The organism is Actinacidiphila sp. bgisy167 (assembly GCF_057707665.1).
The window spans coordinates 24,852-44,698 of record NZ_JBYIQP010000018.1; the positions used below are offsets into that span (position 1 = coordinate 24,852).

General features: G+C 72.1%; 24 protein-coding genes. 19 read left to right on the forward strand and 5 right to left on the reverse strand.

The annotated features are described in order from the left end of the window. The first annotated feature begins 39 nt into the window (after positions 1–39). Entirely contained in the window at positions 40–627 is a 588-nt protein-coding gene (locus tag AC3ET4_RS09860; protein WP_431948113.1) for an HU family DNA-binding protein, read from the forward strand. Positions 628–693: 66 nt separating this feature from the next. Here the strand turns inward: AC3ET4_RS09860 and AC3ET4_RS09865 are convergent, their stop codons facing one another. Together AC3ET4_RS09865 and cofC are read right to left on the reverse strand one after the other, a co-directional pair. Further along, positions 694–921, reverse strand: a complete 228-nt coding sequence (locus tag AC3ET4_RS09865; RefSeq protein ID WP_431948115.1) for a hypothetical protein — start codon at positions 919–921, stop codon at positions 694–696. A gap of 10 nt (positions 922–931) precedes the next feature. Then, a complete protein-coding gene (gene cofC, locus AC3ET4_RS09870; RefSeq protein ID WP_431948229.1) occupies positions 932–1,645 on the reverse strand; it encodes a 2-phospho-L-lactate guanylyltransferase in 714 nt (237 codons plus the stop codon). A 286-nt stretch (positions 1,646–1,931) separates the two neighbouring features. On the opposite strand from cofC, the gene AC3ET4_RS09875 reads away from it, so the two are divergent. The 3 genes from AC3ET4_RS09875 to AC3ET4_RS09885 are packed head-to-tail and all read left to right on the forward strand — an operon-like array spanning position 1,932 to position 4,819. After that, complete coding sequence (locus AC3ET4_RS09875) at positions 1,932–2,657, forward strand: lysophospholipid acyltransferase family protein (RefSeq protein WP_431948116.1); 726 nt, start codon at positions 1,932–1,934, stop codon at positions 2,655–2,657. Next, a complete protein-coding gene (locus AC3ET4_RS09880) occupies positions 2,654–3,655 on the forward strand; it encodes an NAD(P)H-dependent glycerol-3-phosphate dehydrogenase (RefSeq protein ID WP_431948118.1) in 1,002 nt (333 codons plus the stop codon). The genes AC3ET4_RS09875 and AC3ET4_RS09880 overlap by 4 nt, the downstream gene beginning before the upstream one ends. 27 nt (positions 3,656–3,682) lie before the next feature. After that, positions 3,683–4,819: a D-alanine--D-alanine ligase family protein gene (locus tag AC3ET4_RS09885; RefSeq protein ID WP_431948120.1), complete on the forward strand. Its 1,137-nt coding sequence runs from the start codon at positions 3,683–3,685 to the stop codon at positions 4,817–4,819. Between the two features lie 30 nt (positions 4,820–4,849). On the opposite strand, the gene AC3ET4_RS09890 is transcribed toward AC3ET4_RS09885, so the two are convergent. Both AC3ET4_RS09890 and AC3ET4_RS09895 read right to left on the reverse strand, forming a co-directional pair. Then, complete coding sequence (locus AC3ET4_RS09890) at positions 4,850–5,338, reverse strand: DUF3515 domain-containing protein (protein WP_431948231.1); 489 nt, start codon at positions 5,336–5,338, stop codon at positions 4,850–4,852. Positions 5,339–5,361: 23 nt separating this feature from the next. Beyond that, positions 5,362–5,595, reverse strand: a complete 234-nt coding sequence (locus AC3ET4_RS09895) for an Lrp/AsnC family transcriptional regulator (protein WP_018562083.1) — start codon at positions 5,593–5,595, stop codon at positions 5,362–5,364. Between the two features lie 155 nt (positions 5,596–5,750). Here AC3ET4_RS09895 and AC3ET4_RS09900 point away from each other — a divergent pair, with 155 nt between their 5' ends. Beyond that, positions 5,751–6,710 carry a thiamine-phosphate kinase gene (locus AC3ET4_RS09900; RefSeq protein WP_431948123.1) on the forward strand — a complete coding sequence of 320 codons (960 nt, stop codon included), beginning with the start codon at positions 5,751–5,753 and terminating at the stop codon, positions 6,708–6,710. A 22-nt stretch (positions 6,711–6,732) separates the two neighbouring features. After that, positions 6,733–7,521 carry a bifunctional hydroxymethylpyrimidine kinase/phosphomethylpyrimidine kinase gene (thiD, locus tag AC3ET4_RS09905; protein WP_431948125.1) on the forward strand — a complete coding sequence of 263 codons (789 nt, stop codon included), beginning with the start codon at positions 6,733–6,735 and terminating at the stop codon, positions 7,519–7,521. 127 nt (positions 7,522–7,648) lie between these two features. On the opposite strand, the gene rpmB is transcribed toward thiD, so the two are convergent. Next, positions 7,649–7,834 carry a 50S ribosomal protein L28 gene (gene rpmB / locus AC3ET4_RS09910; protein ID WP_014628431.1) on the reverse strand — a complete coding sequence of 62 codons (186 nt, stop codon included), beginning with the start codon at positions 7,832–7,834 and terminating at the stop codon, positions 7,649–7,651. Between the two features lie 267 nt (positions 7,835–8,101). On the opposite strand from rpmB, the gene AC3ET4_RS09915 reads away from it, so the two are divergent. The 13 genes from AC3ET4_RS09915 (at position 8,102) to AC3ET4_RS09975 (ending at position 19,733) form a co-directional block, all read left to right on the forward strand. Then, complete coding sequence (locus AC3ET4_RS09915) at positions 8,102–9,775, forward strand: DAK2 domain-containing protein (protein ID WP_431948128.1); 1,674 nt, start codon at positions 8,102–8,104, stop codon at positions 9,773–9,775. A 588-nt stretch (positions 9,776–10,363) separates the two neighbouring features. Next, positions 10,364–12,562, forward strand: coding sequence for an ATP-dependent DNA helicase RecG (gene recG, locus AC3ET4_RS09920; protein WP_431948130.1), 2,199 nt, complete (start codon positions 10,364–10,366; stop codon positions 12,560–12,562). Between the two features lie 94 nt (positions 12,563–12,656). Further along, the gene (locus tag AC3ET4_RS09925) at positions 12,657–13,199 is read left to right on the forward strand and encodes a hypothetical protein (RefSeq protein ID WP_431948233.1); all 543 of its coding nucleotides are present in this window, start codon (positions 12,657–12,659) and stop codon (positions 13,197–13,199) included. 70 nt (positions 13,200–13,269) lie between these two features. Continuing rightward, on the forward strand, positions 13,270–13,851 hold the full coding sequence (rsmD, locus tag AC3ET4_RS09930) for a 16S rRNA (guanine(966)-N(2))-methyltransferase RsmD (RefSeq protein WP_431948132.1): 582 nt from the start codon (positions 13,270–13,272) through the stop codon (positions 13,849–13,851). Positions 13,852–13,886: 35 nt separating this feature from the next. Then, complete coding sequence (coaD, locus tag AC3ET4_RS09935; RefSeq protein ID WP_431948235.1) at positions 13,887–14,366, forward strand: pantetheine-phosphate adenylyltransferase; 480 nt, start codon at positions 13,887–13,889, stop codon at positions 14,364–14,366. Positions 14,367–14,376: 10 nt separating this feature from the next. Beyond that, entirely contained in the window at positions 14,377–15,459 is a 1,083-nt protein-coding gene (locus AC3ET4_RS09940) for a F0F1 ATP synthase subunit B (protein ID WP_431948134.1), read from the forward strand. 91 nt (positions 15,460–15,550) lie between these two features. Beyond that, positions 15,551–16,174 carry a YceD family protein gene (locus tag AC3ET4_RS09945; RefSeq protein ID WP_431948135.1) on the forward strand — a complete coding sequence of 208 codons (624 nt, stop codon included), beginning with the start codon at positions 15,551–15,553 and terminating at the stop codon, positions 16,172–16,174. Positions 16,175–16,176: 2 nt separating this feature from the next. Further along, positions 16,177–16,350, forward strand: a complete 174-nt coding sequence (rpmF, locus tag AC3ET4_RS09950) for a 50S ribosomal protein L32 (RefSeq protein ID WP_026251550.1) — start codon at positions 16,177–16,179, stop codon at positions 16,348–16,350. 19 nt (positions 16,351–16,369) lie between these two features. Further along, positions 16,370–17,119 (forward strand): ribonuclease III, encoded by a 750-nt coding sequence (gene rnc / locus AC3ET4_RS09955; RefSeq protein ID WP_431948138.1) that lies wholly within the window; start codon positions 16,370–16,372, stop codon positions 17,117–17,119. Positions 17,120–17,212: 93 nt separating this feature from the next. Beyond that, the gene (gene mutM, locus AC3ET4_RS09960) at positions 17,213–18,112 is read left to right on the forward strand and encodes a bifunctional DNA-formamidopyrimidine glycosylase/DNA-(apurinic or apyrimidinic site) lyase (protein WP_431948140.1); all 900 of its coding nucleotides are present in this window, start codon (positions 17,213–17,215) and stop codon (positions 18,110–18,112) included. Positions 18,113–18,348: 236 nt separating this feature from the next. Continuing rightward, on the forward strand, positions 18,349–18,648 hold the full coding sequence (locus AC3ET4_RS09965) for a hypothetical protein (RefSeq protein WP_431948142.1): 300 nt from the start codon (positions 18,349–18,351) through the stop codon (positions 18,646–18,648). Positions 18,649–18,852: 204 nt separating this feature from the next. Next, the gene (locus AC3ET4_RS09970; protein WP_431948144.1) at positions 18,853–19,134 is read left to right on the forward strand and encodes an acylphosphatase; all 282 of its coding nucleotides are present in this window, start codon (positions 18,853–18,855) and stop codon (positions 19,132–19,134) included. A 410-nt stretch (positions 19,135–19,544) separates the two neighbouring features. Then, entirely contained in the window at positions 19,545–19,733 is a 189-nt protein-coding gene (locus AC3ET4_RS09975) for a hypothetical protein (protein ID WP_431948146.1), read from the forward strand. The last annotated feature ends 114 nt before the right edge of the window (positions 19,734–19,847 follow it).

The following is a 19,847-nucleotide window of genomic DNA, read 5'->3' on the forward strand; positions in this document are numbered from 1 at the left end:
CCGAACTTCATCGCCGGGCAAGTTTCCGAAGGGGAAGACGTGAACAAGGCGCAGCTCGTTGAAGCGATTGCCGACAAGCTCGGCGGCCGTCAGCAGGCCGCGGACGCGGTCGACGCCGTCCTGGACGCGATCGTCCGCGCGACGGTGAGCGGGGACCGTGTCTCGGTCACCGGCTTCGGCTCGTTCGAGAAGGTGGAGCGTCCCGCCCGCTACGCCCGCAACCCCCAGACCGGGGAGCGGGTCCGGGTCAAGAAGACCTCCGTTCCGCGCTTCCGCGCCGGTCAGGGCTTCAAGGACCTGGTCAGCGGGTCGAAGAAGCTCCCGAAGGCCGGAGAGGTCTCCGTCAAGAAGGCGCCGAAGGGCAGCCTGAGCGGAGGCGTCACCGCCAAGGCCACCACCAAGAAGGCCGCCGCCAAGAAGACGACGGCGAAGAAGGCCACCGCCGGCAAGGCGGCGGCGAAGAAGACCACCGCGGCCAAGACCACGGCGAAGAAGGCCACCGCGGCCAAGACCACGGCGAAGAAGGCGACCGCCAAGAAGACCACCGCGAAGACCGCCCCCGCCAAGAAGGCGCCGGCCAAGTCGGCGGCCCGCAAGACCGCCACCAAGCGGACCGCGAACCGGTGAGGACGGCGCGGACCCGCACACGCTGACGGGCCGGGTACCCCTGACGCAGGGGCACCCGGCCCGCGGTCATGCGCCCGGGGCCCCCGGATCGGCAAAGGTCTGCAGCGTCACGAACACCACCCGGCGCTCTTCGCCGCTGCCATGGGTGCGGATCCGCACCCGCTGACCGGGCCGCAGCAGTCGCAGCCCACCGGCGTCGAACGCCGCCGCGTCGAACGGCAGCGGGGTCCCGTCGTCCAGCAGCACGCTGCCGGCGCGGGTCTCGGGGTCGTAGGTGTACGCGGTGGCCTGCATGAGCCTCAGCCTATCGGCCGCCGCAGCCCCGGGCGGGTGAGCCCGCGGCCGGGCGCCCGGTGGGCCCGGTGCCGGTGTCCCCGTCCCGCGGGACGGTCCGAAGCCCGGACCGCAGCAGTGCCCGCGTGTGCGGCCCGGCCCCCAGCAGCAGGGCGGCGGCCAGGTCCTCGCCCGTATCCACGTCCCGGCGCACGGAGTCGACATCCGCCAGGACGATCTCGTGGGCGCCGGAGGCCCGGTGGCGGGCCCGCGACCGCCCCCCGAAGGCCGGTGCGAGATCGGCGCCGCCGGTGGCCGCCAGCAGCGTGGTGCCGATCCCGGCCGCGTCGGCCAGGAACGACCGTCCCGGGTGCCGCGCCGCCGCGCTGAGCACAGCCGCCAGTTCGGCGGGCCGCAGGGCCGGGAGATCGGCGTTGAGGGCCGCCACGGCCGCCGCGGGGTCCTGCCGTCGGACCGCTTCGGCGCCGTGGCGCAGCGCGGCGTTGAGACCGGCCGCCGGGGAGTCCGCCAGAACACGCGCCCCGAGGGCCGTCAGCGAGGCCCCGGCGAGCGGATCGTCGGTGACGACCGTCACGTGCCGTACGACCGGGCAGGCCAGAGCGGCGGCCACGGTGTCCTGGGCGAAGGCCAGGGCCAGCCCGCGCCGGCCGGGGCCGACGGCCTCGGCGAGGCGGCTCTTGGCGGTGGCCAGGGGCTTGAGCGGGACGACGAGCGACCATTCCACGGGTGGTGACACCGAACTATTGTGCTCGGGTCCGCCGGTCCCACCGCCACCCGGCGCGGGCCCTGCTTCCCGGCGGGCCGCCCACGGGTGCGCGATCCGGCGGGCGCCCGCCGGGGCCTTCAGGCCGGGCGATGCCGCCGGGCCCCACCCCGAGGGTCTTTCACCCTGGCGTTACGGTGGCCTACCGGCGAGACTTGTGCGGCCGCACCGGGCGCACGGTGCCGCCGACCACAGCAGGCCGCGGTCCGGTCATCCCGGGCCGGCGGCGGAACGAGGAGGAGTTCTGGTGTCCCGCCGCAGAATCGGCTTCTGGTACCGGCTCGCAGCCGCCATCGCCAAACCGCCGCTCGTCCTCCTCTTCAAGCGGGACTGGCGAGGAATGGAGCACATTCCGGCCCAGGGCGGATTCATCACGGCGGTCAACCACAACTCGTACCTCGACCCGTTGTCGTACGCGCATTTCCAGTACAACACCGGCCGGGTCCCCCGCTTCCTGGCGAAGGCGCCGCTGTTCAAGCCCGCCTTCGTCGGCGCGGTCCTGCGCGGCACCGGCCAGATCCCCGTCTACCGGGAGAGCACCGACGCCGCCAACGCCTTCCGCGCCGCGGTCGACGCCATCAACTCCGGAGAGTGCGTCGCCTTCTACCCCGAGGGCACACTGACCCGCGACCCCGACCTGTGGCCGATGGTCGGCAAGACCGGCGTCGCCCGCGTCGCGCTGATGACCAAGGCGCCCGTGATCCCGGTCGCCCAGTGGGGCGCCAACGAGGTCATGCCGCCGTACGCCAAGGAGAAGAAGGTGCGCCTCTTCCCGCGCCGGACCCTGCGGGTCGTCGCCGGGCCGCCGGTGGACCTGTCGGCCTTCTACGGCCAAGAGGCCAGCGCCGAGGTGCTCAGGGACGCCACCGACACCATCATGGCCGCGGTCAGCGAACTGCTCGGTGAACTGCGCGGCCAGAACCCGCCCGCCGAGCGCTTCGACCCCCGCAAGCAGAAGGGAACCGCCAAGTGACGACGCGCTGTGCGGTCTACGGCCCGGGCTCCTGGGGCACCGCCTTCGCGATGGTGCTCGCGGACGCGGGCGCCGAGGTGACCATGTGGGGGCGCAGCCCGGAGGTGGTCGAGGCCGTCAACACCACCCGCAGCAACCCGTACTACCTGCCCGGTGTCGAGCTGCCCGCGACGATCACCGCCACCACCGACCCCGCCGAGGCCGCCCGGGGCGCGGAGTTCGTGATCCTCTCCGTGCCGGCGCAGACGCTGCGCGGCAACCTGGCCGCGTGGCAGTCGCTGCTGCCTCGCGACGCCGTGCTGGTCAGCCTGATGAAGGGCGTCGAGCTCGGCACGGCCAAGCGGATGAGCGAGGTCATCGAGGAGGTGGCCAAGGCGGGCCCGGAGCGCGTCGCCGTGCTGTCCGGCCCCAACCTGGCCAAGGAGATCGCCGCTCGGCAGCCCGCCGCCTCCGTGGTCGCCTGCCGCGACGAGGCTGTCGCCAAGCGGCTGCAGGCCGCCAGCCACACCGCGTACTTCCGGCCGTACACCAACACCGACGTGGTGGGCTGCGAACTGGGCGGCGCGGTGAAGAACGTGATCGGGTTGGCCGTGGGCATCGCCGACGGCATGGGCCTGGGCGACAACACCAAGGGCTCGCTGATCACGCGCGGACTGGCCGAGACCACCCGGCTCGGCATCGCGCTCGGCGCCGACCCGCTGACCTTCTCCGGTCTGGCGGGGCTGGGCGACCTCGTCGCGACCTGCTCCTCGCCGCTGTCGCGCAACCACACCTTCGGCTTCAACCTGGGCAAGGGCATGACGCTGGAGGAGACCATCGCCGTCACCCGGCAGACCGCCGAGGGCGTCAAGTCCTGCGAGTCGGTGCTCGACCTGGCCCGCCGGCACGGCGTCGACATGCCCATCGCCGAGACCGTCGTCGACATCGTGCACAACGGGAAGCAGCCCGCCGTCGCGGTCAAGGAGCTGATGTCGCGGTCCGCCAAGTCGGAGCGCTGACGTCCGGAACGGTAAGGTCGACGCGACATGAGCAATCAGCCTTCTTCCCGCAAGCCGCGCGTCGCCGTCGTCTTCGGCGGACGCAGCTCCGAGCACGCCATCTCGGTGGTCACCGCAGGCGCCGTGCTGCGCGCCATCGACCGCGACAAGTACGACGTGCTGCCGATCGGCATCACCACCGACGGCCGTTGGGCGCTGACCGCCGACGACCCGTCCCGGATGGCGATCGCCGACCGCGCGCTGCCGAACGTCGCGCAGCTCACCGAGTCCTGCGACGGCACGGTGCTGCTGCCGGTCGACCCGGCCAGCCGCGAGGTCGTCTACAGCGAGCCCGGCTCGGTGCCCAAGGCTCTGGGCGACGTCGACGTCGTCTTCCCCATGCTGCACGGACCGTACGGCGAGGACGGCACCCTCCAGGGCCTGCTGGAACTGTCCGGCGTGCCCTACGTCGGCTCCGGTGTGCTCTCCTCCGCCGTCGGCATGGACAAGGAGTACATGAAGCGGGTCTTCACCTCCTTCGGCCTGCCCGTCGGTCCGTACGTCGTGGTCCGCCCCCGGGAGTGGGAGAACGACCCGGCCGCGGCCCGCGCGAAGGTCGTGGACTTCGCCGCCGCGCACGGCTGGCCGGTCTTCGTGAAGCCCGCCCGTGCCGGGTCCTCCATGGGCATCAGCAAGGTGGACGACCTCGCCGGCCTGGACGCGGCGATTGAGGAGGCCCGCCGGCACGACCCCAAGGTGCTCGTGGAGTCGCTGCTGCGCGGCCGTGAGATCGAATGCGGTGTCCTGGAGTTCGAGGACGGGCCGCGCGCCTCCGTCCCCGCGGAGATCCCGCCGGTCACGGCTCACGACTTCTACGACTTCGAGGCGAAGTACATCGACTCCGCGGAGGGCGTCGTGCCCGCTCCGCTGACCCCCGAGCAGACCGCCGAGGTGCAGCGGCTCGCTGTGGCCGCCTTCGACGCGGCCTCCTGCGAGGGCCTGGTCCGCGCGGACTTCTTCCTGCAGGACGACGGCGAGTTCGTGATCAACGAGATCAACACCATGCCGGGCTTCACGCCGATCTCCATGTACCCGCGCATGTGGCAGGAGAGCGGCGTCGGCTACGCGGAACTGGTGGACCGGCTGATCCAGGCCGCGCTGCGGCGCCCCACCGGCCTGCGCTGATCCCGCCCGGCCGGGACCGAGCCCCCTACGTCAGAGTTCGGAGGGGATCGTCGTCCGCACGGCGTGCCCGAGGTCGGTCAGCGGATTGACCTCGGGTTGGTACCGGGCGGGTACGGTCACCTCGACGAAGGCCTTGCGCCCGGTCGTCGTGAAGCGGTAGCCGTCGCCGGTCGGCTCGATGAGCCAGCTCACGCCGTTGACCTCCACCACGTCCGCGGTGGGGTTGTACACCGGATTGCCCGGGGTGAGCATCTCGGGACGCGGTACGCCGCAGCGCAGCACCACCGTAGGATCCCCCCATCCGGTGGTGAGGTCGGACACCGGGCTCAGCGACCGCTTCGACAGGCCGTCGACCTTCTCCGGCAGCGCGTCGTGGAGGGCGCCGCACAGCCGGGCGGCGGAGGCGGAGGGCGACGGCACGGCGACGCCGCCCGCGTCGCCGGAGGCGGAGATCCAGACCGCCGCCGCGGACAAGCACGCGACGGCGGACACGGAGACGAGCGCGACCCGGCGGTACATCACCCGGCGAGCCTACAGGGGGCCTACAGATGGACGACCGGACACGTCAGGGTGCGGGTGATCCCCTCCACCTGCTGCACCTTCGCCACCACGAGTCGACCCAGGTCGTCGACCGTGTCGGCCTGGGCACGCACGATCACGTCGTACGGGCCGGTGACGTCCTCGGCCTGGATGACCCCGGAAATCTTGGAGATCACCTCCGCTACCGCCGAGGCCTTTCCCACCTCGGTCTGAATCAGAATGTACGCCTGTACCACGGAACCTCCAGGGCGGCTACGAGGATCATGTGGGAGGGAACGTCACGGTACCGCGTTGCCGCACGCGGCGGGGAGACCCGCGCGGTACCGGCCGTGCCGAAGCCGCCGCACACGCGCACACAGAAGGGGACCGGCCAGGTGAAGGGGACAGTCAGATGAAGGGCACCGTGGGCGAACTGGGGGAGTTCGGGCTCATCAGGGAGTTGACGGCCCGGCTCACCACCAGCCCGGCCGTCCGGCTCGGACCGGGTGACGACGCCGCCGTGGTCGCCGCCCCCGACCGGCGGGTCGTGGCCACCACCGACGCGCTCGTGGAGGGCCGGCACTTCCGCCGCGACTGGTCCACCGCCTACGACGTGGGCCGCAAGGCCGCCGCGCAGAACCTCGCCGACATCGCAGCCATGGGAGCCGTGCCGACCGCGGTGCTGCTCGCCCTGGTCGTGCCGGCCGACCTGCCGGTGACCTGGCCGGTCGAGCTGATGGACGGCATCCGCGACGAGTGCCAGGTGGCCGGCGCGGCCGTGGTCGGCGGCGACGTCGTGCGCGGCGACACGATCATGCTCTCCATCACCGCACTGGGCGACCTCGGCGACCGCGAACCCATCACCCGATCCGGTGCCCGACCCGGTGACATCGTCGCCGTCACCGGCTGGCTGGGCTGGTCCGCGGCCGGACTCGCGGTCCTCTCCCGGGGCTTCCGCTCGCCGCGCGCCTTCGTCGAGGCGCACCGCCGCCCCGAACCTCCGTACCACGCGGGCCCCGCCGCCGCGGAACTCGGCGCGACGGCCATGACCGACGTCAGCGACGGGCTCGTCGCCGACCTCGGCCACATCGCGGCCGCCAGCGGCGTCGCCATAGACCTGTCCTCCGCGGACATCGACATCCCCGCGCAGATGGCCGACATCGGCCAGGCCGTCGGAGTCGACCCGCTGCACTGGGTGCTTACCGGGGGAGAGGACCACGCGATAGTCGCCGCCTTCCCCCCGGACACGAAACTGCCCGCCCGTTGGCGGGTCATCGGCCGGGTGGCGAAGGCCACCACGGCGCCCCAGGTCACCGTGGACGGCGCACCCTGGGACACGGCGGGCGGCTGGGACCACTTCCGGGCCGAGTAGAGGCGGCGACTAGATTCGCCGTATGACGATCCCACCGCGCGTGCTCACCGTCGCCGGCTCCGACTCCGGCGGCGGCGCCGGCATCCAGGCCGACCTGAAGACCATGCTGGCACTCGGCGTTCACGGGATGAGCGTGGTCACGGCCGTCACGGCGCAGAACTCGCTGGGCGTGCAGGGAGCCTGGGAACTGCCCGCGGAGGCCGTACGGGCCCAGTTCCGCAGCGTCGTGGACGACATCGGCGTGCAGGCCGTGAAGACCGGGATGCTCTCCTCGGCCGCGCTCGTCACCGCCGTCGCGGAACTCCTCGCCCCGCTCGACGTCCCCGTGGTCGTCGACCCCGTCGGCGTCTCCAAGCACGGCGACCCGCTGCTCGCCGCCGACGCCGCGGACGCGGTGCGGACCCGGCTGCTGCCGCTGGCCACCGTCGCCACGCCCAACCTGGACGAGGTGCGCCAGATCACAGGAGTCCTCGTGGACGGCGAGCCGGCCATGCGCGAGGCCGCGGCCGCCGTCCTCACGTGCGGTCCCCGCTGGGTCCTGATCAAGGGCGGGCACCTGAGCGGCGACGCCGTCGACCTGCTCACCGACGGCAGCACCGAGCACTGGCTGCGTGCCCCGCGCCATGACAACCGCCACACCCACGGCACCGGCTGCACCCTGGCGTCCGCCCTCGCCTCGTTCCTGGCGCGCGGGCTGGACGTCCCGGAGGCGGCCGACGCCGCCAAGGAGTACGTCACCGGCGCCATCGCCGCGGGCTTCCCCCTGGGCGGAGGCATCGGCCCCGTGGACCACGCCTGGCGGCAGCGCTGAGGGACGCCCGGCGGGTTCCCGGCAGGTTCGCCGCGGACAGGGGGCGCGGACACAGCAGAAAGCCGGTCCACCACCAGGGGTGGACCGGCTCCGGTAGCCGCAAGGCTGCGCTACGACGTCCTATGCGTCAGCGCGCGACCTTGCCGGCCTTGATGCACGAGGTGCAGACGTTGAGGCGCTTCGGCGTCCGACCGACCACGGCACGCACCGTCTGGATGTTGGGGTTCCAACGACGGCGGGTACGGCGGTGCGAGTGCGAGATGTTGTTGCCGAAGCCCGGCCCCTTGCCGCAGACGTCGCAGTTGGCAGCCACGGGTCACTCCAAAGACTTCAGATGCGCTAACGGATGAATCCCGGCGGCGCCGACGCCCGTCCAAATCATGGATGCGCGACCACTGGTGCCGAGGGATGGCCCGGGACAGCCCCGGGCAACCGGAGCAGCATACTACGTCCGCTCCTGTCCCTCGAAATTACCATGGTCAGCGGTACGGGCGGTCGCCCGGGGGAGCCCGGCCCTCAGTACGCTGCGTGCGGACACCTCCCCACCCCAGGTCCCCGGCCGCCCCGCAGGAGGAAACACGTGCCGCCGACGCTCGACCCGCCCGCGGTGCGCGCATGGTGCCGGCTGTCCCTTCAGGCACTGGGGCGGGCACGCGAGGAGATCGACGCGATCAACGTCTACCCGGTGGCCGACGGCGACACCGGCACGAACCTCTTCCTGACGGTGGAATCCGCCGCCCAGTCCGTGGACGCGGTCTTCGAGGGCCACGCCGCCTCGGGCAGCACACCGGACCTCACCTCCTGCATGCGTTCCATGGCGCACGGGGCGCTCATCGGGGCGCGCGGGAACTCCGGGACGATCCTGGCCCAACTGCTGCGCGGCATGGCCGAGGTCCTTGCCGAGGACGCCGGCGACCTGCGGCCCGCCCTGCGCCGGGCCGCCGAGTCCGCGTACCAGGCGGTCGCGCACCCGGTCGAGGGCACGATGCTGACCGTCGCCACGGCGGCCGCGGAGGCCGCCTCCGCGGCGAGCGGCGACGTCCGCGAGGTGTCCCGCGCCGCGTACGAGGCGGCGCGCCGCGCGCTGGCGGCGACCCCGCGGCAACTGGCCGTCCTCGGCGACGCCGGTGTCGTCGACGCCGGCGGGCGCGGCCTGGTGGCCGTCCTGGGCGCCCTCGCGGACGCGGTCTCGGGCCAGGCCCCGATGGGCCCGCTCGACGACGCCCTGCGGGTGCCGCTGCCCAGGAGCGCCGCCGCCCCGGTCATGCCGTACGGCTGCGCGACCGCCCGGGGGAGTGCGGAAGGCGGTGACCCGCACGCGGTGCCCGGCGGGCCGGGCTTCGAGGTCGTCTACCTCCTGGAGGCGCCCGACCGCGCCGTCCCCGAACTGCGCGCCCGCCTGGACCGGCTCGGCGACTCCCTGGTGGTCGTCGGCGGGGACGGGTTGTGGAACGTGCACGTCCACGTCGACGACGTGGGCGCCGCCATCGAGGCCGGCATCGAGGCCGGACGTCCGTACCGGATCAAGGTGACGCACTTCGGGGATCAGACGCGGACGCAGCGCGGGGCGGACGCCGAGCGGGGGGAACGCGCGCTGCGCGCCGTCGTCGCCGTGGTGCGCGGCGACGGCCTCGCCGGGCTCTGCGCCCGGGCCGGCGCCACCGTGGTGGCCGTCCGGCCCGGGGAACGGCCCGCGAGCGGAGACATCGCGGAGGCCGTCCGCCGCGCGCACGCCCACGAGGTCGTGCTCCTGCCCAACGACGCCGAACTGCTGCACACGGTGGGCGCCGCGGCCGAACAGGCCCGGGCGGAGGGCGTCCGCGTGGCCCTCATCCCCACCCGTTCCCCGGTGCAGGGCATCGCGGCCCTCGCCGTCCACGAGCCCACCCGGCGCTTCGACGAGGACGTCGTCGCCATGACCGCCGCGGCCGGCGCCACACGCTGGGCCGAGCTCGCCGTCGCGCAGGCCCGGTCCTGGACGATGGCCGGCGTCTGCCAGGCCGGTGACGTCCTCGGCCTCATCGACGGGGACGTCGCGGTGATCGGCGGCAACCTCGTCGAGACCGGCACCATCGTCCTGGACCGCATGCTCGCGGCGGGCGGGGAGATGGTCACGCTGGTCATCGGGGCCGGCGCGCCGGCGGATCTGGCGGACCGGCTCGAAGCGCACGTCCGAGACTGCCACCTCGCGGTGGACACGGTCGTGTACGAGGGGGGACAGGAGACGTGCCCCCTGCTCATCGGGGTCGAGTAGGGGTGCGTTGCGGGGGGCGGGTGCTGTTCCCCGCCCTCCCGCGCGGCGCGTTCAGCGGCCGCCTCGCGAGTCTCTTGGGGGCCGGGGCGGGGCCTTGGGGCTGGACGTCCTGGACTGGCGTGTCCACGTGCGTGCGGGCGGCACTTCTCGCACCCGGACACGGCACACGAACATGCCGCACCGTCCAGAACATCCACCCCCAGCCTTCGGCCGTACCCCACCTCCCCGCCTCTCCGTATCGCCAGGCTGCTGACCGGCTGTAGGGGTCGGTAGCGCGACGTCCGCCACCCCGCACCGCAGCCCCACCCCACGTTCGCCGAGCGGCGGACGTCCAGCGGGGTCCATGGAGGCAACCGTGGACACCGGACCGCCCCTCACCCGCCGGCCCCGTCCCGGACTATGCGGTCCGGAATGCCCACCCCCAAGTCCCCGCACCCGGCCCACCGCGCACAGTGCGCCGCCCCGCCCGACCATTCGGGGCGCCGGGAGGGAGGGCGGTGGCGAACAACCGCAACACGAACACACCCGCACACGCAGACGCGGACACGCGCCCCCACATTGTCCGTGGCGTGCGCGAAGATGGACGCGATGTCCGCTGCCCTTGACGAACCGCTCACGAAATCCGTCGGCGGCCGCACCGCGAAGGTGTTCGCCGACCACCTCGGCCTGCGCACGGTCGGCGACCTGCTGCACCACTATCCCCGCCGCTACGCCGAACGCGGCGAGCTGACCCGCCTGTCCGACCTCCCGCTGGACGAGCACGTCACCGTCGTCGCCCGCGTCGCCAAGGCGACGAAGAAGACGTACGGCGCGGGCAAGGCGCGGCTGGAGGTGGTCGTCACGGACGGCAGCGGCTCGCTGACGCTGGTCTTCTTCGGCCGAGGCGTGTTCAAGCCGGAGCACGACCTCCTGCCGGGCCGCCGGGGCATGTTCGCCGGCAAGGTGTCCGTGTTCAACCGGGTGCTTCAGCTGGCTCACCCCGAGTACCAGTTGCTGGACGCCGAGGACGGCGAGGACGCCGTGGACGCCTTCGCGAACCGGCTGATCCCGATCTACCCGGCGTGCAAGCAGGTCAACTCGTGGACGATCGCGAAGACGGTCGACACCGTGCTGACCTCGCTGGGCGCCACGCAGTGGTCCGGCACGGGGGAGCCGCTGCCTGCCGCGCTGCGTGAGTCGCGCGGGCTCGCCCCGCTGCCGGAGGCGCTGGAGAAGATCCACCGCCCCCGCTCCAAGGCCGACATCATGGTCGCCAGGGAACGCCTCAAGTGGGACGAGGCGTTCGTGCTGCAGGTCGCCCTCGCGCGGCGCCGGGCGGCGGACGACGCGCTGCCCGCCGTGCCGCGCGTGCCGGCAAAGGACGGCCTGCTGACGGCGTTCGACGCGCGGCTGCCGTTCACGCTCACCGAGGGCCAGCAGAAGGTGTCGGCGGAGATCTTCGCGGACCTGGCCACGGACCACCCGATGCACCGGCTGCTGCAGGGCGAGGTGGGTTCCGGCAAGACGATGGTGGCGCTGCGCGCCATGCTCGGTGTGGTCGACGCCGGAGGCCAGGCCGCGATGCTGGCGCCGACGGAGGTCCTGGCGCAGCAGCACCACCGGTCGATCACGCAGATGATGGGCGACCTCGCCGAGGGCGGCATGCTCGGCGGCTCGGACCTGGGCACGAAGGTCGTGCTGCTGACCGGCTCGATGGGGGCCGCCGCCCGCCGGCAGGCGCTGCTGGACCTGGTGACCGGTGAAGCCGGGATCGTCGTGGGCACGCATGCGCTGATCGAGGACAAGGTGCAGTTCCACGACCTGGGCCTGGTGGTGGTGGACGAGCAGCACCGCTTCGGAGTCGAGCAGCGCGACGCACTGCGGGGCAAGGCCAAGCAGCCGCCGCACCTGCTGGTGATGACGGCGACGCCGATCCCGCGGACCGTCGCGATGACGGTCTTCGGCGACCTGGAGACCTCCGTGCTGGACCAGCTGCCGGCCGGGCGTTCGCCCATCGCCACCCATGTCGTGCCGGCCAAGGACAAGCCCCACTTCCTGGCACGCGCCTGGGAGCGGGTGCGCGAGGAGGTGGGCAACGGGCATCAGGCGTATGTGGTGTGCCCGCGGATCGGCGACTCGGACGACGAGGCGGACGCGCCGAAGAAGAAGGCCGCGCAGGGCGAGGCGGAGCGGCGACCGCCGCTGGCAGTTCTGGAGATCGCGGAGCAGTTGGCCAAGGGGCCGCTGGCGGGGCTGCGGGTGGAGGTGCTGCACGGGCGGATGCAGCCGGAGGCGAAGGACGACGTGATGCGCCGCTTCGCCGCCGGCGAGGTCGACGTGCTCGTGGCGACCACGGTGATCGAGGTCGGCGTCAACGTGCCCAACGCCACCGCCATGGTGATCATGGACGCGGACCGTTTCGGCGTCTCCCAGCTGCACCAGCTGCGCGGCCGGGTGGGCCGGGGTTCGGCGGCCGGTCTGTGCCTGCTGGTGTCGGAGATGCCGGAGGCGACCTCGGCCCGCGCCCGGCTGGACGCCGTGGCCGGGACGCTGGACGGCTTCGAGTTGTCGCGCATCGATCTCGAACAGCGGCGGGAGGGCGACGTGCTGGGGCAGGCCCAGTCCGGGACGCGCTCGTCGCTGCGGGTGCTGACGGTGATCGACGACGAGGAGGTGATCGCGGCCGCTCGCGAGGAGGCCACGGCACTGGTCGCGGCGGACCCCGAACTGGCGGGCCAGCCGGATCTGCGCAGCGCCCTGGAGAGCCTGGTCGACGCGGACCGCGAGCAGTACCTGGACAAGGGCTGACGACCCGTCATTGTCAGTGCCCCCTGGGAGAATGGACACAGTCCGCGCCGATCCGCTCGGGAAAGGCGTCTTCGGACCCTTGGGGGCTGATTTCATGTCGTTCCGCCATCTCAACGAACTGCCGCTCGGCGAGAAGGTCTTCCGGATCGAACTGTCCAGCGACGACGACTCCACCGTCACCCTGACCCTGGCCGGCTGGTCCGAGGACGACCCGGACACCCTCCTCGCCTCCGGCTCCCTGACGCTGCCGTTGACCGACGTTCCGTCCCTGCGTATCGCCCTCAACCGCGCCCTGCGCGCTCTCGCGCTCGTGGCCGACGTCTCCGAGCCCATCCCCGACCGCGACGTGCTGCGCGAACTGTTCCCGGGGCACGGCGCGCCCTGGGTGCCGCAGCACGAGGAGGAGCTGGTCCGCCGGTTCCACGACGGCGAGTCCATCGCCCGCATAGCCGCCCGCTTCGGCCGCACCCCCGACTCCGTCCGGACGAAGCTGCGTGAACTCGGTCACGACCCGCGCCACCCCGAGCACTGCCCGCCCGACGGGTGCCTGTCCTGGTCGCGTTACGCCTCGCCGGCGCTCGTCGGGGCGGCGGAGCCGCCCCTGCCGGGGGCCGGGGGTGAGCGAGGCAGGGACTGACCTACGTATCGTGGGGGAGCGGCGTCCCGCAGGCGCCGCTCCGCCCGCCCACGAGACGAATGAGTCGCAGATGACCCGCGTGATCGCCGGATCCGCCGGTGGCCGCCGCCTGGCCGTGCCGCCGGGCAACGGAACCCGACCCACCTCGGACCGGGCAAAGGAGGGGCTGTTCTCCACCTGGGAGTCGCTGCGCGGCGCCCTGCACGGGGCGCGGGTCATCGATCTGTACGGAGGATCGGGCGCCGTCGGCCTGGAGGCGCTGTCGCGCGGCGCGGCGCACGTGCTGCTGGTCGAGGCCGACGCGCGGGCAGCCCGGGTCATCCGGGAGAACGTGCGCGTCCTCAGGCTGCCCGGGGCCGAGGTGCGGGTCGGCAAAGCCGAGAAGGTGATCGCGGAAGAGCCCCCGGCAAAGCCGTATGACCTGGTGTTCCTGGACCCGCCGTACGCGGTCACCGACGACGAGGTGCGCGAGATCCTGCTCACACTCCGCACCCGGGGCTGGCTTGACGCGGACGCCGTCGCCACCGTGGAGAGGAGCACCCGCGGCGGGGAGTTCCGCTGGCCCGAGGGGTACGAAGGGATCAGGGCCCGCCGGTACGGCGAAGGGACGCTTTGGTACGGTCGCGCCGCCGACGTCACCGACGTGTCATGAACCACCCGCAGAGCCCTCAGAGCGAGGAGTCACCGTTGCGCCGCGCCGTCTGTCCAGGGTCCTTCGACCCCGTCACCAATGGGCACCTCGACATTATCGCCCGGGCCTCGCGCCTGTACGACGAGGTCTATGTGGCCGTGATGATCAACAAGTCCAAGAAGGGCCTCTTCTCGATCGAGGAGCGCATCGCCCTCATCGAGGAGGTCACCGCCGAGTACGGCAACGTGCGCGTCGAGTCCTTCCACGGCCTGCTGGTCGACTTCTGCAAGCAGCGCGACATCCCCGCCATCGTCAAGGGCCTGCGGGCGGTCAGCGACTTCGACTACGAACTGCAGATGGCCCAGATGAACAACGGTCTGTCCGGCGTGGAGACCCTGTTCGTCCCCACGAACCCCACCTACAGCTTCCTGTCCTCCAGCCTGGTCAAGGAGGTGGCGCAATGGGGCGGCGACGTCGCGCACTTGGTGCCCCCCGTCGTGCTGGAGGCGCTCAAGAACAAGCTCGCGCGGCAGTAGAGTCGGCGACGTGGACGTCCAGAAGAAGCTCGATGAGATCGTGGCCGCCGTGGAGGCCGCCCGGTCCATGCCGATGTCGGCCTCCTGCGTGGTCAACCGAGCCGAGCTGCTCGCCATGCTCGACGACGTGCGGTCGGCGCTGCCCGACTCGCTCTCCCAGGCCCAGCAGCTGCTGGGCGGCCGGGAGCAGATGGTCGAGGAGGCCCGGGCCGAGGCCGGCCGGATCATCGAGGCCGCGCACGCGGAACGCGGTTCGCTGATCTCCGACACGGAGATCGCCCGCCGCTCCCAGCAGGAGGCCGAGCGCATCGTCACGGAGGCGCAGCGCGAGGCCGCCGAGATCCGGGCCGAGGCCGACGACTACGTCGACAGCAAGCTCGCCAACTTCGAGGTCGTGCTGACCAAGACCATCGGCTCGGTGGACCGCGGCCGCGAGAAGCTGCTGGGCCACGGCCCGGCCCTCGACGAGAACGGCTACCCGTACGAGGACGACGACGCGCCGGAGCGCAGCGCCGACCCGGAGACGCTGCGCCGCCGCGCCGACCAGTACGTGGACGCCAAGCTGAGCGCCTTCGAGGCGGTCCTCAGCAAGACCCTGGAGGCCGTCGGACGGGGCCGCCTCAAGCTCACCGGCCACCGCCCCATCGACGAACTGGGCGCCCACCTGGGCCACGACGCGGACGCCGAGGGCCAGGCCCCCGGCCAGTCCGACGCCGAGTACCTCGCGGGACTGGCCGCCCCCGCAGCCCCGGGCGACTACCAGTACGACCCGAACGCCGTGCGCCAGCCCGACTACGGCTACCAGCGGCACGACCCGTACCAGCAGGAGCAGGTAGCGCAGCAGGATCCGTACCAGCAGCAGGGCCAGTACGCCGACCCCTACGCGGCGCAGCCGCAGCAGGCCTACTACGACCCGAACTACGGCTGGCAGCAGCCGCAGCAGTCCGGCTACGAGCAGCAGCACCAGCAGTACGCACCGCAGCAGCACCAGCAGGGTCAGGGCGCCGCGCTGGACGAGACGAGCTTCTTCGACACCAGCATGATCGACCTCAACCGGCTGCGTGAGCTGGAGCAGGAGCGCGGTTTGGGCTGAGGCCGGGGGGCGGGTATCCTGATCCCTCAGCCGTGTGATCCCCGGCGATTTGGCGTGCCCGCCGCCGTACCGACGGGCACGCGCCGAACCGATGAAAGCAGGAGCCCTGAACACCCGCCTCGACCACCGCAACCCGCTCGTGTTCGACACGCATGAGCTGGGTCGTCGTCCTGGGGCGATGAAGAAGGTCTCCCGCTCGGTGCCCGCCCCCAAGGACATGGGCATCGAGGTCATCGGTGTCCGCGAGGGCACGGAGATCACGCTGGACCTCCGCCTGGAGTCGGTGATGGAAGGGGTGCTCGTCACGGGCACCGCCCGCGCACCGCTCTCGGGGGAGTGCGTAAGGTGTCTGGAGCCGATCGAGCGCGAGCTCGAGACGGACTTCCAGGAGTTGTACTCCTACCCCGACGCCGACACCCGGACCGGTGGGCACCATGCCTCCGACGCCGGTGACGACGCCGAGGAGGAGGACACACTCTTCCTCGAGGGCGACCTGCTCGACCTCGAGTCCGTGCTGCGGGACGCGGTGGTTCTCGAACTGCCGCTGCAGCCGGTGTGCCAGGACGACTGTCCCGGTCTGTGCTCCGATTGCGGGGCGCGGCTGGCGGACGACCCGGACCACCACCACGAGGTCACCGACATCCGTTGGGCGGCCCTGCAGGAAATCCAGCTGAGCGGCGCCGAGGACGGCGTCGACGAGAACCAGGAGAAGTAGCCGTGGCTGTTCCCAAGCGGAAGATGTCGCGCAGCAACACGCGCCACCGCCGTTCGCAGTGGAAGGCTGCGCCCGTGAGCCTGGTGGCGTGCGAGCGTTGCCACGAGCCGAAGCAGCAGCACATCGCGTGCCCGAGCTGCGGCACCTACAACCGTCGTCAGGTCCTCGAGGTCTGATCGGCGGGTGAGGGGCTCCATGTCGTCAGACGGCGCAACGTCGACGGACGCCGGTAAGGCAGCCTCGTCCCCCGCGGTTCTGGAAGGGCGGCTCGGGTACACACTCGAACCCGCCCTTCTGGCGCGTGCGCTGACCCATCGCTCGTACGCGTACGAGAACGGCGGTCTGCCCACCAACGAGCGCCTGGAGTTCCTCGGGGATTCCGTGCTCGGCCTGGTGGTCACGGACACGCTCTACCGCACCCACCCGGACCTGCCGGAGGGCACGCTCGCCAAGCTGCGGGCCGCGGTGGTCAACTCGCGCGCTCTCGCCGGCGTCGGCCGGGGCCTCGACCTGGGCAGCTTCATCCGCCTCGGCCGCGGCGAGGAGGGCACGGGCGGCCGGGACAAGGCGTCGATCCTCGCGGACACCCTCGAGGCGGTGATCGGCGCGGTCTACCTGGACCAGGGTCTGGACGCCGCGTCGGAGCTGGTGCACCGGCTCTTCGATCCGCTGATCGAGAAGTCGTCCAACCTCGGGGCGGGCCTGGACTGGAAGACCAGCCTCCAGGAACTCACCGCGGGCGAGGGACTCGGTGTCCCGGAGTACGTGGTCTCCGAGACCGGACCCGACCACGAGAAGACCTTCACGGCTGCCGCCCGCGTCGGTGGTGTCGAGTACGGCACCGGCACCGGCCGCAGCAAGAAGGAAGCAGAGCAGCAGGCCGCCGAGGCCGCTTGGCGCGGCATCCGCGCCAAGCGCGACGCGAACGGCACTGTCGCGAGCTGAAACCGTCAGGCCCGTCCGGCAAGGCCCGAAGCCGACCGGACGGGCCTTGCGGTTCCCCGGGCGGGGAACCGCCGTCCGAGAGGAGCGCACGGCGTGCCGGAGCTGCCCGAGGTCGAAGTCGTACGCCGCGGCCTGGACCGCTGGGTGAGCGGTCGCACGGTCGCAAGCGCCGAGGTGCTGCACGCCCGGTCCGTGCGCCGCCACCTCGCGGGCGGAGCGGACTTCGCCGCCCGGCTGGAGGCGCAGACCCTCGGTCCAGCCCTGCGCCGCGGCAAGTACCTGTGGCTGCCGCTCCAGGACTCCCCGCTGACCCTCCTCGGCCACCTCGGCATGAGCGGTCAGCTGCTCGTCCAGCCCGAGGACGCACCCGCCGAGACCCACCTGCGGATCCGGATCCGCTTCGCGGACGACCTCGGCACGGAGCTGCGCTTCGTCGATCAGCGCACCTTCGGCGGCCTGTCGCTGCACGAGTGCGTGCCCGGCGATCCCGAGCGGCTGCCGCTCCCCCTGTCCCACATCGCCCGCGACCCGCTCGACCCCCGCTTCGACGACGCGGCCTTCCACGCCGCGCTGCGCCGCCGGCGCACCACGATCAAGCGGGCGCTGCTGGACCAGTCGCTGATCAGCGGGGTCGGCAACATCTACGCCGACGAGGCCCTGTGGCGCACCAGGCTGCACTACGAGCGGCCGACCGTGACCCTGACCCGGCCGGTCACCGCCGAACTGCTCACCCACATCCGCGAGGTCATGACCGACGCCCTCGCCGTCGGCGGCACGAGCTTCGACAGCCTGTACGTCAACGTCAACGGGGAGTCCGGCTACTTCGACCGCTCCTTGGACGCCTACGGCCGCGAGGACGAACCCTGCCGCCGCTGCGGCTCACCGATACGCCGCCGCCCCTGGATGAACCGGTCGAGCTACTTCTGCCCGCGCTGCCAGCGACCGCCCCGCGGCCCCGTCGGCGTGTCCGCGCCCGTCGCCCGCCCGTCGTAGTCCGGCTTCACGCCAGGCGCACTTCCTTCACCGCAGGCCCCTCACGAGTCCCGCAGGCCCCGGCAGGTGCCCAGCATCGACCTGGCTCATCGGCGGGCGGCTGCGCCCCCGGACGTCCCCGGCACGGCCGGGCCACCAGACCAGGGTCGGCTGCCCTCGAACACGACGACGGCCGCGCTCAGGGGGCGGGCGACCCCCCAGGGTGTCCCTGGTCACTGGCCTGCTTGGATCAACGCATGACTTCCAGCAGCACCACGGGGCAGACAGGCGGCACACTGGATCTTGCGGTCTGGTTCGGTGGAATGTCCGTGGCCTTCTGGTGCTGCTGTCCGCTGTGGTTGCTGGTCTGGGTCTTCGCCCTTCCGATGGGGATAGCCGGCCTGGCACGAGGCGTCATCGAATACCGGGCGGCGGCACGTGCACAGGCGAGTAGATCTCGAGCCGTGGCCGGGATCGTGCTCGGCCTCATAGGAAGCGGAGCTGCGGTCGCGTACATGATCCTCGTCGTCGCTGCTCCGTATGACGGAATGCTGTGAACCGTCAACGGTGATCATTTCCGGATTCCGTCGAGAACGAGTTCCGGCACGTGCGATGTCGCCGGTCCGGCTCGGGCTGCGGCGGATGTACGGCCGGTCGACGTCTCTCGCCCGAACGGGTGCGTCCTGTTGCGGCGCGACGGTGGCGCATGACGGGCGGGGCCGGTGTGAAGCCCGGGAAGTCGGCGCGTTAGCGTGCTCCCCATGAAGGACGACGTCCGGCTCACGGCCTGGGTGCGGGGGCGCGTGCACCAGGTGGGTTTCCGTTGGTGGACACGAGCGACCGCGCTGGAGATCGGCGGTCTGGACGGTTATGTGAGCAATCTCTCGGACGGCCGTGTGCAGGTCGTGGCCGAGGGCGACCAGTCGCACTGCGACCGCCTGCTCGACTGGCTGCGGGCCGGCGACACGCCCGGACGCGTCGACGGCGTCACCGAGATCTGGGGCGAGCCGCGCGGCGGCTACGAGGGCTTCGCGATCCGCTGAGGCACCGCCCGTCACGGGGCCCCTTCCCCGCAGGTGAGCGACGCGGCGGCAGATCATCGGCAATCCCACCTGGCAAGAGCGGCAAGGAGGTTGCCATTTCGCGCGTCGCATGCAAGGCTGCGGACATCGAGGACGCGGCGATCTTCGGGGAGCGGTTGACGGCCCCGTCCTCCATGCCACGCGGGGCGCGGCGCCCTTCTCCGCGCCGTGTTTTCTTAGGCGCGCCTGACGGCCGGGTTGTGATCGTGTTGACCGTCCCATCATTTGGTGAGACGCTTGAAGCCCCGCGCACCGCGGCTGTACGTATGGAAAAGAGCAGCTGCGGCGCACACGGCGCGGGTGCCTCTAACCCCTCACAAACGATCCGAACCGCTCCCCGGTCGGTCACTCAGCGTGGAGGACCATCCATCATGGCAAAGGCGCTTCTCGGTTACGTCGGCGGCCCCGACCCTCGACTCCTCGCCGAGATGCGAAGGCTGCAGCAGCGTGTCCAGGACCTGGAAACCGAGCTCGTACGGATCCAGGCCGAGAACGATGCGCTGGCCGCCGCCTCGCGCGAGCTCGTCGACGTACCTCACGCGGAGCCGGTTCTCGCCTGATCCGGCCTTTCGGCCGGTCAAGTGGAAACGACTCCGTTTGGGAATGTGCAAGGGACGCCCCGGCGTCCCTTCGTCGTTTGACCGCCCCGTTGTCGCCCTCCCATGATCTCCGCC